The organism is Pseudomonas sp. 05N431, assembly GCF_056397005.1.
The window spans coordinates 48,477-64,946 of record NZ_JBFTMN010000010.1; the positions used below are offsets into that span (position 1 = coordinate 48,477).

Genomic DNA, 16,470 nt, shown 5'->3' on the forward strand with positions numbered 1-16,470 from the left:
TGAGCGTGAACATGAGCGATAACACTATTTCACCGGCCGATTCCCCGGCCGCCGACGCACCCGCGGCTAAAAACTCCCGTCGTTGGCCGGCGCTGCTGATCGGGCTGTGCCTGGTGGTCGGCGTGGCGGTCGGGTTGGGGTGGTTCATGCACAAGCCCAAGGCGCCGCCTGCGCAGTTGGCCAGTGACAAACTGGGCATGAGCCGGCCGGACGGTCTGCTGGAAACCCGTTCCTTGAGCCAGTTGCCCAAGGACTTGCTGACGGTGCCATTTCTCAAGGAAACCCTGACCGAAGATTTCGTCTTCTATTACGAAGCCCATGCGGATCGCCTCGGGTTGATCGGCAGCCTGCGCCGGATCATTTACGAGCATGACCTCAAGTTGCAGGACAGCCTGATCGAACAACTATTCGATCAGCCGGCGGACGTGGCGCTGTGGCGTGGGGCGGATGGTCGCCTGAAGGACTTTCTGTTGGTGATGGATCGCGGTGGCCTGGCCAAGGTGCTGGAGCCGTTGGCTAAAGTAGCGCTGGATGATTCGCAGTTGAGCCAGGTCGGCGAGATGAACGTCGCGGGCGATGTGGTGCCGGTTTATCAACTCACCTACAACGCCAGCAAAGCCCTGGTGTTTGCTTCTCACGGCGACAAACTGGTGGTGCTGTCCAACCCGCGCAAACTGTATGACGTGGGACATGGCCCGACCGACGAGCACGGCATGGTCTCGACCCAGGCACTGGAAGCACTGCTGGGTGGTGAAAAGCTCTTCCCCGAAGCCTTCGGCCTGCAACCTAAAGCCCCGGAGGTCAAGCAACGCCTCTCGGTCAACGCCAGCGTATTGGCCATGGGTTACCAGCGCTTCATTCCGAACTTCGCCGGGCTGCGTTTCGACATGGACGACAAGGGCTGGCACAGTTTCCTGGCCATGGATGAACTGGAAAACCAGCCGGACTTCGATTTCAAACCGATCTGGCAAGCCATGCCCATAGGCGCCAGCGCCTGCGTGGCCCTGCCGCTGGCCGCCGAACAACAAAAACCGCTGCTGGTGAAACTCGGCGCCGACGAAGCGGTGGCCCAGGCCCTGACCGACCATGTGGCCGGTGCCGCCGGTCTCTGCTGGTATGCTGATTCACGGCTGTACACGCCGTTGCTGGTCGCCAGCCTGAATGACAAGGACAGCGCCAAGCTCGACGGCGATCTGGGCAAGCTGTTTGGCTCGATGGTGGGCGCCTATGAAAGCAACGTCGCCGAACACGCCTTTGCGGTGGTCGAGAAACAGGAAGGCGAAACCCATCGGTGGCAGCGTCAGGTCAGCTCCAACTTTGGCCAGTACCCGGCCAAGGCTGCCGAGCAGCCTGACGCAATCACCGGCAAGGCGTTCCTGCGGGTGAGCCTGGCGCGCCACGGCTCGACGCTGTTGTTCTCCCTCGATGACACACTGGTGGACAAGGCCCTGGGCACCCTCGACAAACGTTTCCCGCCACTGGCCGACGTGTTGCCGAAAGATCAGCTGACGCCGATCTACTTCGGCCCGGATTCCATGGCACAGCTGATGCAGCGGGAAACCCTCGATAGCCTGCCGCAAGACATGGAGCCGGTTTTCTACAACGCCGCGCAAACCTACCTGATTCCGAAACTGCGCACGCTCGGCGGCTACGGCAAATACGCCCTGACGTTGCCCAAAGGCAGCGAGCCCGATGGCCACTGGCAATGGCTGCCGCTGGAATGGAAAGCCCTGTGACGGCACTCATCCGAGGCCTTGGCCTGCTGGCGCTGCTGCTCTGCACGCGGGCGTTTGCCAGCGAAGCCGCGCCGCTTGACCCGCAGCAATCCCAGGTATTTCGCGCCTGGTTCGTGCGCATCGCCCAGGAACAACTGACCCAGGGTCCGAGCCCGCGCTGGTATCAGCAGGACTGCGCCGGGTTGGTGCGCTTCGCCGCCAACGAAGCGCTGAAAGTCCACGATGATAAATGGCTGCGTAGCAATGGCCTGTCTAATCGCTACCTGCCGCCGGAACTGCAATTGAGTGACGCCCAGCGCGGCCTCGCCCAGCAATGGCAGCAAGGCGGCGGCAAGGTCGGGCCTTACGTCAACGCCATCAAGCTGATCCAGTTCAACAGCCATCTGGTGGGCCGTGATTTGGCCCAGGCCCGGCCTGGCGATCTGATGTTTTTCGATCAGGGCGACGACCAGCACCTGATGATCTGGATGGGCCGCTACATCGCCTATCACACCGGCACCACTACCCCTACCGACAACGGCATGCGCTCCGCAAGCCTGCAGCAACTCATGACATGGAAGGACACCCGATGGATTCCCGACGCAGCCAACCCCAACTTCATCGGCGTCTATCGATTGAACTTTCTCTCCCAATGATTGGTGCCCGCATGTTGCGCATTTTTTCAAGACTGCCCCTGTTGTTGGCCTTGTTGGCCCCTTTGGCCACGGTCAATGCCGATGATTCCGTCGAGCCCAGCGGCTACACGGCGGTGGCCGGTGAAAGTTTTTTCCTGTTGGCCGACAGCAGTTTTGCCAGTGATGAACAGGCGATGGTTCGCCTCGAAGCGCCGGGCCGTGACTATCGCCGGTACCGCATGGAGCCCTACGGCGGCGCCGACATCCGGGTCTATCGGATCGACAAGCCGCTGGATTTCCTCAAGCGTCAGAAGAACCTGCACCGCGTGGTCAGCGACGGCCAGTTCAAGGGCGAAGGCCTGTCGAACACCCTCGCCTACCTGTGGGACAGCTGGTACCGCAAATCCCGTCGGGTGATGCAGCGAGCGTTTTCTTACGAGTCTCGCAAACAGGTCACCGAGGAAGTGCCGGAGCTGAAGATGGGCAGCGCCATCGTCGCGCGAACGCCTTACGACGCGCAGCCGCAATTCGCGTTGATTCCGGGCCTGCCGGTGGTCAGCCAATTTCGTTATCCGCTGTGGGAGGCCAAGCCGATCCAGCCGCCTGCGGGTGTGAACCTGGCGGGTTCTTCCAGCGAGTTCATCAGTGTCGCGCCGGGTAACGTCTACATCCCGTTGGGTCATCTGAAGCCTGGGCTGTATCTGGTGGAGGCGCTGATCGGCAAGTACCGTGCGACCACCATGGTGTTCGTCTCCAACACCGTGGCCGTGAGCAAGATCGCTGGCGATGAACTGCTGGTCTGGGCCGCACGCAAACATGAAGGCAGTTCGGTGCCCAAGGTCAATGTGCTGTGGACCGATGGCCTGGGTGTCATGAGCAGTGGCGCCACGGATGCCGATGGTTTGCTGCGCCTGAAACACGTCAGCCCGGAGCGTTCCTTCGTGATCGGCGAGGACGAAGAGGGCGGGGTGTTTGTCTCCGAGAACTTCTATTACGACAGTGAGATCTACGACACCAAACTCTATGCGTTCACCGACCGTCCGCTCTATCGGCCGGGGGATTGGGTATCGCTGAAAATCGTTGGCCGCGAGTTCAAGAACGCCCGGGATTCGGTGCTGCCGGCTGCAGCCGACGTCAACGTCAGTGTGCTCGATGCCACCGGCACCGCGCTGCAATCGTTGGCGTTGAAGCTGGATTCCAAGGCCGGTACCCAGGGCCGCTTCCAATTGCCGGATAACGCCGTGGCCGGTGGTTATGAGTTGCGCTTCAGCTACAAGGATCAGGCCTACAGCAGTGCCTTTCGCGTTGCGGAATACATCAAGCCGCACTTCGAAATTTCCCTGAACCTGGCCAAACAGGATTACCGCACCGGCGAGCCGGTCAAGGGTAGCCTCGTGCTGCTGTACCCGGACGGCAAACCCGTGGCCAACGCCAAGTTGAGCCTGAGTCTGCGTGCCCAGCAACTGTCGATGGTCGACAACGAGCTGCAATACCTCGGGCAATTCCCGGTGGAGCTGACCAGCACCGAACTGACCACCGATTCCAAGGGCAACGCCACACTCGACCTGCCGGCCGCCGAGAAGCCGAGTCGCTACATGCTCACGGTGTTCGCCAGCGACGGCGCGGCCTATCGGGTCAAGACCACCAAGGAAATCCTCATCGACCGCGGTGCCGCAAGTTTCCGCTTGAGCGCGCCACAGCGCTTCAGTGCGGTAGGCGAAAAAGTTGCATTCAGCTACGCCAACGAGGGAGGCAGCGAGCAGAGCAAAGCGCTGAGCCCGAGCACCTACAGCTGGGTGCGCCTGGAAGACCAGACCCAGGGCGAGGGCAAGCTCGCGGCCGCGGATAAAGGCTTTGAGCTGGCGTTCGATCGCCCTGGTACCTACAACCTGACGTTGAAGGATGACCACGGTCGTGCGCTGGGTGGCACCGGCCACTCGGTCACCGGCGAAGGGGTCAAGGCCGTGCCAGGCACTGTGGAAATCGTTCTCGACAAACCCGAGTACAAGGCTGGCGATGAAGCGCTGGCATTGATTACGTTCCCTGAGCCGGTCAGTGATGCCCTGCTGTCTCTGGAGCGCGACAAAGTCGAGGCCACGGCGCTGCTGTCCAAGGGCGGCGACTGGCTGAACATGGAAAAACTCAGCCCGACGCAGTACCGCGCGCGGATTGCGGTGAAGGACACGTTCGCCCCGAACCTGACCTTCTCCGTGCTCTACACCAAGGGCGGTCAGTACAGCTTCCAGAACATCGGCATCAAAGTCGTCGCGCCGCAGATCGACGTGACCATCGCCACCGACAAGGACAGCTACCAGCCGGGCGACACCGTGTCGGTGGACCTGACCACCCGCTTCGCCGGCAAGCCTGTTCCGGCGCACCTGACGGTCAGCGTGGTGGATGAAATGGTTTACGCGTTGCAACCGGAAGTCGCGCCGACCATCGACCAGTTCTTCTATCACCCACGGCGCAACAACGTGCGTACCAGCGCCAGCCTGTCGTTCATCAGCTACGACGTGGCCTTGCCGGGCAGCCCTGGCGCGCCAGGCAAGGCCAACCGTAGCGAGCGCGGGGTGAAAGTGCTGGAGCGACCACGCCGCGAAGACGTTGATACAGCGGCGTGGCAGCCGGAACTGATGACCGACGCCAGCGGCAAGACCCGTTTCACCTTCAAGATGCCCGACTCCCTGACTCGCTGGCGCATCACCGCCCGGGCCATTGCCGATGACGGTCAGGTCGGTCAGAAGAAGCAATTCGTGCGTTCGGACAAACCGCTGTACCTGAAATGGAGCGGGCCGAGCAAATTCCGCAGCGGCGACAAACCGGATCTCGGGGTGTTCGCTTTCAGCCAGTCCGAGAAACCGGTCAAGGCCGAGCTGGTGAGCCATTACGGCGGCGTTGATCAGCGTGTGCCGGTGACCCTGAACAACGGCATCAACTACATCGCGCTACCCGCCTTTGCATTGGCCAGTGGCGAGTGGACCGCCGAGTTGCTGCAGAATGGCAAAACCGCAGACGCCCTGGCCGTGCGTTTGACCGCGACCGGCGAAGGTTGGCAAGTGGCTCAAAGCCAAAGTCTGGATGTGCTCAGCGGCGATACACCACTGACCCTGCCGGCGGATGCCAGCGATATCCGCTTGCGGCTGGATGACAGCCCGCAAGCGCTGTTCCGTTCGGCCCTCGACGACCTGTTGAGCTACCCGTACGGGGGCGTCGAGCAGACCGCCAGTCGTTTGCTACCGCTGAGCATCGCTTACCCGACCTTGTCGTCGAACCCGCGGATTCGCGACCGCTTGCGGCTGATCATGCAGAACAGCCGTCTGCGACTGGTGCAAATGGCCGGGCCTTCGGCGTGCTTCACCTGGTGGGGCCAGGATGGCGAGCCGGACGCGTTCCTCACCGCTTACGCCTATTACGCCGACTGGTACGCCAGCAAGGCGCTGGATCTGAGTCTGCCGCCGGAGCACTGGCAGCAGGTGCTGGAGATCTACGCAAAACAGGCGAAGGACACGCCGCTGTTGCAGCGAGCGCTGATTGTGTCGTTCGCCCGGCAGATGCAATTGCCGGTGAACACGTTGCTCAGCGGTTTGATGGACGATCTGGCGAAAGCGGGCGAGGGCAATGCTGCAAACCTGATGGACGAGGGGCAAGACAGCATCGTCATGAGCGATCCGGACTCGGCGCTGGGTCTGGCCAGTGCTCGCGTGCTGACCGCATCGATGGCCGTACAGGCGAAGGTCAATCTGCCGGACGCTTTCAATCGGCAACTGGCGGATGCCCGGCAACGTTTGGCCGTCAGCTCCCAGCCGTTTGTCGAAGCCTTGAACCTGTCGCTGCAACCCTTCGATCAGGCACACGCGACAGCGTTGTTGCAACGTCTGTTGCCGCAGCAATCGACCCTGGAGCGTGCTTTGGCGCTGACCTGGTTGCAACGCAGCATCGAACAGGCTTCACCCGCTGTTGCGTTGACACCGGGTGAAGGCTGGAAGCAAGGGCAGGGCGCTACCGGCGAAATCTACTGGCAGTGGCAAGGTGCGCAAGTGCCTGGCGTGTTGTCCCTGACCGGCGCCCAGGAGCGTCCGCTGCGGGCCGCGTTGAGCTTCCAGAGCAAGCAACCGGCATTCGATCCGATGGCCGTGACCATCACTCGTCGCTTGTCGCGGCTGGTGCCGGGTAACGAAGCCTTCAACTTCAAGCTGGAAGCGGTCGGCACCCAGCCATTGTCCAGTGACAGCCTGTACCTGGACGAAGTGATCATCGCCAGCAACGCCGCGAAGCCACTGCGCTACGGCATGCTCGAAGTGCCGCTGCCACCAGGTGCGGACGTAGAGCGTACGACTTGGGGCATCAAGCTCGTGGGCAAGGCCGGCAGCGAGCCGAGTGCGTTGGAAAAAGCCCGTTACGAACCGGGACAATTGGCCTACGCGATTCCGGTGGATGCCCTGAGCGGTGAGTTGCGCCTGCGTCATCTGGTGCGTTTCTCGCAAAAAGGTCAGTTCAACCTGCCGCCGGTACGCTTCACCCAGGTCTATGCGCCACAGCACCAGGCCCTGGAACAGAAGCCGGCCCTCGGCCAGATCACGGTTAAATGACATGATCCGGCCTCTGCTCTGGTGGCTGCTGTGCCTGATCCCTGCGCTGGCCTCGGCGCAGGACGAGCCGCTGCGCCTGGCCTTGAAGGGTGAGTTGCTGCAGTTGAGCCGGACTCAGGTGATGGCGCGCGAGCCGTTGCCGCAGACATTGCAGACACCGCTGGGGAGTGTGTGGAAGCTGTTCGTTTACGGGTGGCTGGTCGATACCGGCGCTCGTGAGCCGGTTTATGAATGTCGCGGGCAGTCGAAAGAAGAAGTGTATTGCTGCACCGCTGGCGGGAGCATTGGGCGGGATCAGGCGTTGGCGAAATCCTGCGGACTGTATTTCGAGCCGCAGCGGTTGGGTATTACTGACGCCGGTTGGCGGGAATATTGGCAGGCCCGTCAGGCTCCGGAGTGGTTGCTGGATTTGCCGTCGTTGCAGCCGCAAACCCGGGTTTCGGTGGCTGAGCTGTTAAAAGCGCTGACGCTGATGCCGGCGCAGGATCAGGCCCGTCGAGTGTTGCTTGATGTGGTGTTGAACGCCGCTGACGGCAATGCCGTGGGTGAACTCGGTGGCCGCCTGCGAGTGAAAACCTGGAGTTGGCTGGGGGATCAGGACCCATCGTCGCGTCAGGGCGGGTTCGCCGGATGGCTGGCGGACGGAACGCCGATCTGGGCCGGTGGGCGGGGCACCAGCCAGAAGGTCCTGCGCAACTACGCAGAGGCGCTGTCCAGCGTGTTGCCGTCCACTTGGCCTGCGCAAGCGGGGCGATGCGTCGAAGTCAGCCTGTTCTCCCGCTACCCACTGCAACGCGTGATCTCAGGTGATCGCGTCGCGCCTCCTGGCCCCTTGCAAGGCGACTACCGCGTCGAGTTCGTCAACGGTAACCAACTCGACATCCACAGCGATGGCGAGCTGTTTCTGTTGAAAGACGGCCCTTCACAAAAGCTGGTCGCCCGTCTGGACCGCGAAGAATACGTCGCTCGCGTCCTCCAGCGCGAAGCCCGGCCCGAGCCCGCCGAAGCCGCCAAAGCCCTGGCTGTCGCGATCCGCACCTACCTGCTGCAAAACGCCACGCGCAACGGTGACTGCCTGAGCATCGACGACAGCAGCAGCCGTCAGCGCGTCGCCCCACGCCCGGCCGCGGCGGACTCGCGCAACATTGCCGCCTGGACCAGCGACCTGGTGCTTGCCGGCAGCACCGTCACTTACCACTCCGATCAGCCCGGCACAGACAAACTCTCCTGGCAGCAAGCCGTCGAACAAGCCAGTGCTGGCCAGCGCTACGACGCGATCCTGCTTCACGCCTACCCGCGCGCGAGCCTCAGCCGTTGGGACAATCCCGTCGCCTCCTGCGAGGCCCTGCCCGCCGCACAGGACTGGCTGCAGAAGCAGCGCCGCGGCTGGCGCCAACGCCTTGAAAGCGAAGTCGGCTACAACGAACTCAGCACCTTCGCGGTCTGCCGCCTCGCTTTCGGTCACCCTTATGTCGACCGCGAACGCCAGCGCATTTACGTGCGCGGCGTGCTGTCGCTACAGGATCGCCTGGACCTGACTCACGAATACCTGCACCTGGCCTTCGATGCACACCCCAACGGCCAGGACGAAACCTACATCGAAGGGCTCGCCCGCCACCTTTTACTGGAATAGGCCATGAAACATCGTTATCCACAGGTCATTCTGTTCCTCTGCGCCTTGACTGCATTGCCTATGGCGATGGCAGCCGATGCCGTCAAACTCGACACCCCTGTCGGCGGCTGGCGCATCGGTGCCTCCGAAGGTGAAGGCGAAAACTTCCGTCAGACCGTCAACTACCCGGCTTCCTCGGTCAACACCCCGGTGGGCCAGGCCAACACCGCTCGCATTACCGGTCAAATCAAAGCCAATCCCAAGCGCAACGAGCCCGGAAAACTCATCGTCAACGGCGTCAGCATGCCGCTGAAACTCGACCCCGCCGGACATTTCGACCGCCCGTTTTCATTCCCCAATGGCAGCAATAGCGTCGAAGTCCGCAGCCCGGACGGTCAGCAACGCCACCGCACTCAATTCCTCCACCTCAGCGGCGGTGCGACCCCGGCCAAGCTGCGGGTCCTGCTGTCCTGGGACAGCGATAACACCGATCTGGATTTGCACCTCATCACCCCTGATGGCGCACACATCTGGTACGGCGACCGCGTGGCGCCCAACGGCGCGGCGCTGGATGTCGACGTCACCACCGGATACGGCCCGGAGATTTTTTCCATGCCGGCGCCGATCAAGGGGCAATACCTGGTGTATCTGAATTACTTTGGAGGCGGACTTCGCAGTGATGAGGAGAGCCAGGAGAATGCTGTTCAGCCGCTGACGACGGCGCAGGTGACGGTGATTACGGAAGAGGGAACGCCCGACGAGAAGATGCAGACGTTCGTCGTGCCGATGCGGGCGGTGGGGGAGTTGACGCTGGTTCGGGCGTTTAGTTATCCGTGAGAAGGACATTGTCCAACGGGCTGTTGCCAGATCCAGCGTGGGTGGTCCATGGCTGTGAGCCGAATAATAGGGTTATTCGGCTCATCCAATGAGCCGATTGTGTGGCTATTCGGCTCACCGTCCAGTAGTTCGTCAGTGCGCCTGGCGATTCAGAAGAAACGGTCGGCCATCACTCAGTCACTCTGATCCGCTGTGGACAGCACGTCATTAATCTTCCAGCAGCCATTGTTCTTGACCAGCATCACATCAACGACCTGGGTCGTATCGGGCGTATTGCCCAATGTCACCTGCTCCCTGGCTGAGGCTCCCTGCACGAGCGGCTCACTGACCTTGATGTGGGTGAGCCATTCTTCCATGTAGTCTTGAGCCTTGATGAAATAGTCCTCTTCCAGCCCATCCGGGCTGGCCATCTGCTTTTTGATCTTGCCGATCAGCTCGTCCGAAACGTACTGCTTCATCTGCGCAATATCATCGGTCATCGGATCTTTTTCATCGCTGAAACTTTGCAGGTACCCGTTATAGAAAGCTTCGGCCACGGACTTGGGGGAGCTGGCGCAGTCGGCGAAGGCGGCGGAGTGATGAAAAAACGCGGCGACGAACAGCAGGGAGAGCCACTTTCTCATGGTTGTGTCCTTACAGATGCGATGGGTTTGGGCGAGGCGTGGGGTATTCGCCGAGCCCGTTCAGGCGATCGATAGATAGGTTGAGCGCTTTGGGGAAGGGCAGTCAATGGACGGCTGATGGGGTGGCGCGGGAATGGTCCACGTCCATTGAACCAGCAAGATTCTGGTTATCCGTGAGACCGTCTCGCGACGACACACTTTGTGATTTTTATTCTCTCAAGGTTGGGAGTAGTCAAGGGCGTCGCTTATAGAACAGGAATGCCCTTACGTGAATGACTTCAGTGCAACCTTGTCGTCCCCTGATGCAAGCTTCAACGAAATCACACAACTGATTGTTGCTGCCCGGCAACGAGCGGTGCAGGCGGTCAATACCGAATTGATTGAGCTGCACTGGCAGGTCGGGGCTTATATCAGCCGGAAGATCGAATCCGCGGAGTGGGGTGACGGAGTGGTTGCTCAATTGGCGGCCCATCTCGCGCTTTCTCAGCCTGGATTGCGCGGGTTTACTCGACGAAATCTATTCCGTATGCGTCAATTTTATGAGGCTTACCGGGATGACGCAAAAGTGTCAGCACTGCTGACACAATTACCCTGGACCCAAAACCTGATCATCCTCAATCAAAGCAAGCGCATTGAAGAGCGCGAGTTTTACCTGCGTATGGCGATTCAGGAGAAGTGGTCTAGCCGGGAGTTGGAGCGCCAATTCAAAACCGCTGTGTTTGAGCGCTCCGTCATCAGCCCGGCGAAAGTCTCACCACTGGTGAGGCAAATACATCCTGAGGCCATGAGTGTGTTCAAGGATACGTACATGGTCGAATTTCTCGACCTTGCGCAAGGACATGTCGAGGCTGATTTACATGGAGGGTTATTAGGCAGGCTCAGGGACTTTCTGATCGAGTTGGGAAGGGATTTTTGCTTCGTTGGCTCGCAGTATCCATTGCAGGTCGGTGGCCGTGATTTTGCCCTGGATCTGCTGTTCTTCCATCGTGGGCTGAACTGTCTGGTGGCGATCGAACTCAAGGTCGGGCGCTTCGAGCCGGAGTATCTGGGGAAACTGGACTTCTACCTTGAGGCCCTGGATCGCAATGCCCGCAAACCCCATGAAAACCCAGCCCTTGGTGTATTGCTGTGCGCCAGCAAGGACGATGAGGTGGTCGAGTACGCCCTCAACCGTTCACTCTCGCCGGCATTGATCGCGGAGTACCAGACGCAATTGCCGGACAAGAAGTTGTTACAGGCCAAGCTGCATGAGTTCTATGCCATTAATGGTGGCGAGTCCTGAAGCTTTCCTGCAGGCATTAAAAAGCCGGCTTGTGGCCGGCATTTCTTTAGTCCGCAGCTTTTCGCATATTTCCTCAAAGCCTAGATTTTACAAGGCTTTAAGCCTACTGTCAGTTCATAAGTGTCCGCCGTTGATCGCTGGAAGCCGCGATTAGGGTGTGGGTCAAAGTGTGGGTCGGACTGAGGAGGCTTTATGGGCAAGCTGACGATCAAGGCAATCGAATCACTTGCCCGATCTGGAGACGCAGGCAAAACCAACGACGGTGATGGTCTGTATTTCCAGATGAGCAAAGCTGGGGTGTCCAGTTGGATTTTTCGCTACAAGATTGAGGGCAAAGGCCGTGAAATGGGCCTGGGTCCTTATCCAACCATCACACTTGCGAAGGCCCGCGAACTGGCCGCAGATCAGCGCAAGGTCTTGGCTGCTGGCAGTGACCCTCTGGCCGCCCGTGATCTCGAGCGAGAAGTGAAGCGCGAAGCCGAGCGACAAGCGCAATCGCGTCGGGTGACTTTTGAGTCGCTTGCGACCGAATACCGGAACGCTCATGGGTCTACTTGGTCGGAAAAGTGGCGCAAAGGCTGGCTGCGAAAACTGGAGCTGTATGCCTTTCCCATCATTGGTAAGCTGCCTGCTGCTGAAGTTCAGACCGAGCAGGTTCTGAAAGTACTTCGCCCCATCTGGGCAACCAAGACCCGCACCGCCGATGAGGTGCGTGGACAAATCGAGCAGGTTCTAGATGCCGCCAAGGCGCACAAGCTGCGCGATGGCGACAACCCGGCACGCTGGCGCGGGCATCTGGACAGCCTGCTGAGCAAAGTGGAAAAGAAAAAAGCCCGCCAGCGCCAGCACTTCCCTGCGATGAAGTGGAAGGATGTGCCGACGCTTATGGTCAAGCTGTCGATGGATCAATCTCGCTCCTCTGTGGCGGCCCGCCTGCTGATCCTTACTGGTGCGCGCGCGCTCATGGTTCGCTTTGCAAAATGGTCGGAGTTCGACTTGAAGGCAGGTATTTGGTCGCTGCCTGCTGAGCGGATGAAAATGCGCCAGGCCTTCAACATTCCCCTGGCTCCAAAGGTTGTCGAGCTGCTGGAAGCCCTGCCGCGTGTCGCTGACAGCTCGTTCCTATTTCCTGGTCAAGGCAAGACTGGCGTTATGCATGCCAACGCCATCCGCAACCTGTTACACGGCTTAGGGCATGACGATGTGACCCGTCACGGCTTCCGGTCGAGCTTCCGGGACTGGGCGAATGAATGCACTCAATATCCGCGCGAAGTATGCGAGCTGGCGCTGGCCCACGACGAGCGCGACCAGACCGAGGCCGCCTACTCCCGATCCGATTTCATCGAGAAGCGCCGCGCTCTTATGGCCGACTGGGCAGAGTACGCGACCAAACAACCAGCACATAACGTCGTTCTGTTTCGGAAAACAATCCATGACTAAGCATACCCAACTCGACCTGAATCAAGCGCAACCAGAACCCAAGTGGGGGAATGCAACATCCGATGATCTTGAAGTGGGGCTCATCTGCGCACTGGATGGCGAGTATTACGCAGAGCGATGCCTGATGGAGTACTTCCTCGAGCGAATGACTGCTGGTCAGCCATATGACATGAGCGTGTTCACGCGTTACATCACGGAGGTTTTCAAGCAAACCTTGGAGCGAACAGCCGACAAGGAGGATGCAACGCTGCTGCTGCGTCGAGGACGTGGACGCCCTGAGGACGCCAGCAAAGTTGAGCGGGACTTCGGCCTATCAGCAGCTGTTGTACTCCGTATAAGAGACGGTCTTGGCTGGGAAGCAGCCTGCAACGATGTCGCTGACCGCTATGGGGTTTCGGAGCGCCAAGTACATCGCGCACTGGAGAAGCATCGAGACGACACTGAGAAACTTATCGACACCGAACTTCATGGCCTGCTGGATGGCTTCGAAGGTTAGCAACCACTAAATACTCCCATTTAGTGGTTTAACCACCTCTGTCCCCCTCACATAGTTTTGGCATCGTCCGTCGCATTACGCGGCGCCCCAAGAGATAACGACGATGACCACTTCAGTACAACCTTCTCGCTGCATCTGGCGCATGCCAATGCTGAAGACTAAAACCGGCCTGGGTCGTACAACGATCTACGACTTGATGAAGGAAGGTCGTTTCCCGAAATCCCACCGTATCGCAGGCGCCCATGCGGTTGGCTGGGATTCTCTGGAAGTCGAAGCGTGGATTGCCGAGCAATTGGGGGAGCGCCACTAATGAAAAGCGGCCACTCCCTGTCGTTTCTTGATGCTCTGCAAGCTGTTTATGGCCCGCTTGATTGTGTACCGGTGCCAGACGGCAAACCCCATCGCTTCGACGTCCCTGGTGATGAGCCTGGCAGTCTGAGCGGCTGGTATCTGCTGTTTGCCGAACCCGTCGCTTCGGGCTGCTTCGGTAGCCCGAAGACTGCTGGTGTGTATATTGGCGAGGTGCTCTAAATGAAAAAGGACCGCCCCCCTTACCAGCAGAGCAGCCCGTCGCGTGGCCAGTTTATCACCCTCATCCGCGTCTTGTCGGTCCTTGAGTACGCCCTCCGCCTGCCTGTGCTGCTGACGTTTGTAGCACTTCTGTATCGGCTTATCGTGGAGGCGGCATGAACAAAACCGCCATCCACAACCACGGTGAACCACTCAGAGCGCTGCTCTCGCGTTTGAAAGGTGTCAAGCAATACGGCGACGGCTTCATGGCCGTATGCCCTGCTCATCAAGACAAGTCCCCATCCTTGAGTCTGTCGCAGGCCGAGGATGGCCGAGCACTGCTTAACTGTTTTGCTGGTTGCAAGCCCCGTGACGTATTGGGCGCGGTTGGCTTGGAAATGCGAAACCTGTTCCCTGAGAACATGAGCCAAGGCCAGCGTCGGGAGTTCCGGCGCATCAAGCTGGAAGACGATCGCGATTCTGAGCGTTTGATTATCGAGATTGCAAAGGCAGAGGCTGAGGCCGGCCCCTTGAGTGAAAAGAGCACCGCACGGCTGGCACTGGCACACGAACTTGTCGACGAGTTGGATCGTCAGCTTGTAGAGCTGGGGAGCGTTGCCACACCGCCGCGCCTTGCGTTGCTGGAGGTGAAGTTGGACGACGTTATGAGCGCCAGCCCGGATGTTGTGCGCTATGCCGTGAAACCGTTGATGCCTCGCCGTCATGTGACTCTCTTCGGGGGGCATGGCGGTATCGGTAAGTCGAGCCTCGCATTGGTTATCTGCGCGCATGTTGCATGCGGTCTTCCCTTCGCAGGTCAGGACGTCGAGCAATCCCCCGTGCTGTTCGTAAGCTTGGAGGATGAAGCCAGCATCGTGCGTCTGCGCTTGCGCAGTATCATTGAGGCATACGGGTTGCCCGCAGAGCGCGTGCTTGCCTCCCTTCGCCTGTTGGACGGTACGCAAACCATCACCGCTCTGATGACAGAGGGCGATGGCTTTAGCGCGCAACCCGTTTTCACCCAGGCATACCGGGAGCTGGAAGCGGGTGCTCATGGTGCGGGGTTGATCGTGATCGACAACGCTTCTGATGCGTTCGATGCGAACGAAAACAGCCGCCGTATGGTACGAGCTTTTGTGCGTGGCTTGGCCGACATTGCCCGCAAGCACAATGCTGCTGTGGTTCTGCTGGCGCATATCGATAAGAGCGCTGCCAAGGATGGCGCGCGCGGTAACAACTACAGCGGTTCGACTGCCTGGCACAACAGTGCTCGCTCGCGTTTGGCTCTGATGGAGGAGGATGGGCGCATTCTTCTCGTACATGAGAAGGCCAACCTTAGCGCGCGGGCTGAGCCTTTGTCCTTCATGTTCGTGGATGGTGTTCCCGTGCCTGAGGCCGGTACTCATACCGAAGGTCCGACCACCGAGAACTTCGATCATGCCGAAATCATTCGTGTCTTTACGGCAGCAAATGACGCGGGTATCAACGTGCCGGCCATTCTGACCCCTGGTGCGCACTCGGCAATGAAGGCGCTGGAATCACTGCCAGAGTACAACCGGATCTTCCGTGGTAAAGCAGGAGGTAAGCGCGCCGCACTTGCCATTACTGCCTTGATCCGCGTCGGGCGTGTACAGCGCATCAAATACAAGACGCCACAGCGTAAATTTCGCGAGCGCTTGGAGCTCGTCGAACTGCCAGAGACGCCCGCAGTTCCGCTCGAAAATGCGCCAATCTCGAGTGATTAAAGTGCGCCGCGCCACCCCCTATAACCCCCTCAGCGCATCGGCGCAGCGCATGGGGATGCTTGCGCCAGTGCGCCAATCATCAACGGCGCAGCGCGGAACACCATCGGCGCAACGGCGCAAAGTAAAGCCCACCCAAGATGCCGCCTGATTTTCGGATTATGCGGCCTTGGGGGGATGTGAAAAGTTAAGACCGAGGAGTATGCGATGAGCAAAAACCGTCTGTTCAAGAATCAGCCCAAAACCCGCCTGATTGTGTCCGTTGAGGGCGACACCGTGAAAATCATTGACGAGCTTATTGGTAAGCCCTTCGGTGGCAAGCATCCGGCGAAGGGTAACCGTTCCGAGTTCGTACGCTTGGCTATCGAAGAGAAGCTGGAGCGTGACATGGTTCGGTTTTAGAACCGTGTCTCAACAATCCCCTCAGCGCATTTGATACGGATCGAAGTTTTTCGTAAGCCATTCGCTGTATGAGCTTTGATGATTTTTGCACCAGTACGCGCGTAGGTGAGTAGTTGATGGATAAAACTCCCGGTTACTGGATCAATCAATGGGCGTGGTACTCGTAGACGCTCCTACGGAGTATCTCGTGAGACTCCTTGCTCAAACCGCGGGAACTGGAGCTTGAAGTGGTTTGGTACCAAAGCTATTGAAGTGTTCTCAACGGTTGCCAAAAAAGAATCTGATGATTCAGGAGCAGCACTAATGGGCGAGGGAGCGTCATACTTTTCGGAGCAATACGCGCGCGCGTAGACCATCACCTTGCGACCTGTCTACAGCATCGCCAATTGGTGGGGCACCCTCCAACCGATTGGGGGGCTTACCGCCGTATTCACCCAAGTTGGCTGGTGCCCACCGAGCAGGTGGTCAATGGAGAAAGGCCAGAAGGGGGCGTTGTCTTCAGCGTAACCCCCGACACCCCCGGCCAGCGCCTTTGGCTTCCATTTTTTATTGCTTGCAAAAGATGCTTTGTAGCCATTGCTGCTCGT

General features: G+C 59.5%; 13 protein-coding genes. 12 read left to right on the plus strand and 1 reads right to left on the minus strand.

What is annotated here, in order from left to right:
• Window positions 1-11: 11 nt before the first annotated feature.
• From AC1DIG_RS18740 to AC1DIG_RS18760, 5 genes are read left to right on the plus strand one after another with little or no spacing between them, the layout of a single operon-like run.
• Window positions 12-1,736 carry a DUF2138 domain-containing protein gene (locus tag AC1DIG_RS18740; RefSeq protein ID WP_477768496.1) on the plus strand — a complete coding sequence of 575 codons (1,725 nt, stop codon included), beginning with the start codon at window positions 12-14 and terminating at the stop codon, window positions 1,734-1,736.
• Complete coding sequence (locus tag AC1DIG_RS18745) at window positions 1,721-2,371, plus strand: DUF1175 domain-containing protein (RefSeq protein WP_477768497.1); 651 nt, start codon at window positions 1,721-1,723, stop codon at window positions 2,369-2,371. The genes AC1DIG_RS18740 and AC1DIG_RS18745 overlap by 16 nt, the downstream gene beginning before the upstream one ends.
• On the plus strand, window positions 2,368-6,939 hold the full coding sequence (locus AC1DIG_RS18750; protein ID WP_477768498.1) for an alpha-2-macroglobulin family protein: 4,572 nt from the start codon (window positions 2,368-2,370) through the stop codon (window positions 6,937-6,939). Before AC1DIG_RS18745 ends, AC1DIG_RS18750 begins: the two co-directional genes overlap by 4 nt.
• A 1-nt stretch (window position 6,940) precedes the next feature.
• Window positions 6,941-8,572 carry a DUF2300 domain-containing protein gene (locus AC1DIG_RS18755; protein WP_477768499.1) on the plus strand — a complete coding sequence of 544 codons (1,632 nt, stop codon included), beginning with the start codon at window positions 6,941-6,943 and terminating at the stop codon, window positions 8,570-8,572.
• A gap of 3 nt (window positions 8,573-8,575) precedes the next feature.
• Window positions 8,576-9,388: a YfaP family protein gene (locus AC1DIG_RS18760; protein ID WP_477768500.1), complete on the plus strand. Its 813-nt coding sequence runs from the start codon at window positions 8,576-8,578 to the stop codon at window positions 9,386-9,388.
• A gap of 173 nt (window positions 9,389-9,561) precedes the next feature.
• On the opposite strand, the gene AC1DIG_RS18765 is transcribed toward AC1DIG_RS18760, so the two are convergent.
• Window positions 9,562-10,011 carry a DUF3828 domain-containing protein gene (locus AC1DIG_RS18765; RefSeq protein WP_477768501.1) on the minus strand — a complete coding sequence of 150 codons (450 nt, stop codon included), beginning with the start codon at window positions 10,009-10,011 and terminating at the stop codon, window positions 9,562-9,564.
• 268 nt (window positions 10,012-10,279) lie between these two features.
• On the opposite strand from AC1DIG_RS18765, the gene AC1DIG_RS18770 reads away from it, so the two are divergent.
• The 7 genes from AC1DIG_RS18770 (at window position 10,280) to AC1DIG_RS18800 (ending at window position 15,883) form a co-directional block, all read left to right on the plus strand.
• Window positions 10,280-11,293, plus strand: coding sequence for a PDDEXK nuclease domain-containing protein (locus AC1DIG_RS18770; protein WP_477768502.1), 1,014 nt, complete (start codon window positions 10,280-10,282; stop codon window positions 11,291-11,293).
• A gap of 192 nt (window positions 11,294-11,485) precedes the next feature.
• Window positions 11,486-12,733 (plus strand): tyrosine-type recombinase/integrase, encoded by a 1,248-nt coding sequence (locus AC1DIG_RS18775; RefSeq protein ID WP_477768503.1) that lies wholly within the window; start codon window positions 11,486-11,488, stop codon window positions 12,731-12,733.
• A complete protein-coding gene (locus tag AC1DIG_RS18780; protein ID WP_477768504.1) occupies window positions 12,726-13,229 on the plus strand; it encodes a hypothetical protein in 504 nt (167 codons plus the stop codon). The genes AC1DIG_RS18775 and AC1DIG_RS18780 overlap by 8 nt, the downstream gene beginning before the upstream one ends.
• Before the next feature lie 103 nt (window positions 13,230-13,332).
• Window positions 13,333-13,539: a helix-turn-helix transcriptional regulator gene (locus AC1DIG_RS18785; protein WP_477768505.1), complete on the plus strand. Its 207-nt coding sequence runs from the start codon at window positions 13,333-13,335 to the stop codon at window positions 13,537-13,539.
• Window positions 13,539-13,760: a hypothetical protein gene (locus AC1DIG_RS18790; protein ID WP_477768506.1), complete on the plus strand. Its 222-nt coding sequence runs from the start codon at window positions 13,539-13,541 to the stop codon at window positions 13,758-13,760. Before AC1DIG_RS18785 ends, AC1DIG_RS18790 begins: the two co-directional genes overlap by 1 nt.
• A 155-nt stretch (window positions 13,761-13,915) precedes the next feature.
• Entirely contained in the window at window positions 13,916-15,484 is a 1,569-nt protein-coding gene (locus AC1DIG_RS18795) for an AAA family ATPase (RefSeq protein WP_477768507.1), read from the plus strand.
• Between the two features lie 204 nt (window positions 15,485-15,688).
• Window positions 15,689-15,883, plus strand: coding sequence for a ribbon-helix-helix domain-containing protein (locus AC1DIG_RS18800; RefSeq protein WP_477768508.1), 195 nt, complete (start codon window positions 15,689-15,691; stop codon window positions 15,881-15,883).
• Window positions 15,884-16,470 lie beyond the last annotated feature (587 nt).

What these genes read in the sequence shown, in the direction of transcription:
- AC1DIG_RS18790 (WP_477768506.1), top strand. Translation starts at nt 13,539, where the DNA reads ATGAAAAGCGGCCACTCCCTGTCGTTTCTTGATGCTCTGCAAGCTGTT.
- AC1DIG_RS18755 (WP_477768499.1), top strand. Translation starts at nt 6,941, where the DNA reads ATGATCCGGCCTCTGCTCTGGTGGCTGCTGTGCCTGATCCCTGCGCTG.
- AC1DIG_RS18800 (WP_477768508.1), top strand. Translation starts at nt 15,689, where the DNA reads ATGAGCAAAAACCGTCTGTTCAAGAATCAGCCCAAAACCCGCCTGATT.
- AC1DIG_RS18780 (WP_477768504.1), top strand. Translation starts at nt 12,726, where the DNA reads ATGACTAAGCATACCCAACTCGACCTGAATCAAGCGCAACCAGAACCC.
- AC1DIG_RS18765 (WP_477768501.1), bottom strand. Translation starts at nt 10,011, where the DNA reads ATGAGAAAGTGGCTCTCCCTGCTGTTCGTCGCCGCGTTTTTTCATCAC.
- AC1DIG_RS18760 (WP_477768500.1), top strand. Translation starts at nt 8,576, where the DNA reads ATGAAACATCGTTATCCACAGGTCATTCTGTTCCTCTGCGCCTTGACT.
- AC1DIG_RS18785 (WP_477768505.1), top strand. Translation starts at nt 13,333, where the DNA reads ATGACCACTTCAGTACAACCTTCTCGCTGCATCTGGCGCATGCCAATG.
- AC1DIG_RS18745 (WP_477768497.1), top strand. Translation starts at nt 1,721, where the DNA reads ATGGAAAGCCCTGTGACGGCACTCATCCGAGGCCTTGGCCTGCTGGCG.
- AC1DIG_RS18775 (WP_477768503.1), top strand. Translation starts at nt 11,486, where the DNA reads ATGGGCAAGCTGACGATCAAGGCAATCGAATCACTTGCCCGATCTGGA.
- AC1DIG_RS18795 (WP_477768507.1), top strand. Translation starts at nt 13,916, where the DNA reads ATGAACAAAACCGCCATCCACAACCACGGTGAACCACTCAGAGCGCTG.
- AC1DIG_RS18740 (WP_477768496.1), top strand. Translation starts at nt 12, where the DNA reads ATGAGCGATAACACTATTTCACCGGCCGATTCCCCGGCCGCCGACGCA.
- AC1DIG_RS18750 (WP_477768498.1), top strand. Translation starts at nt 2,368, where the DNA reads ATGATTGGTGCCCGCATGTTGCGCATTTTTTCAAGACTGCCCCTGTTG.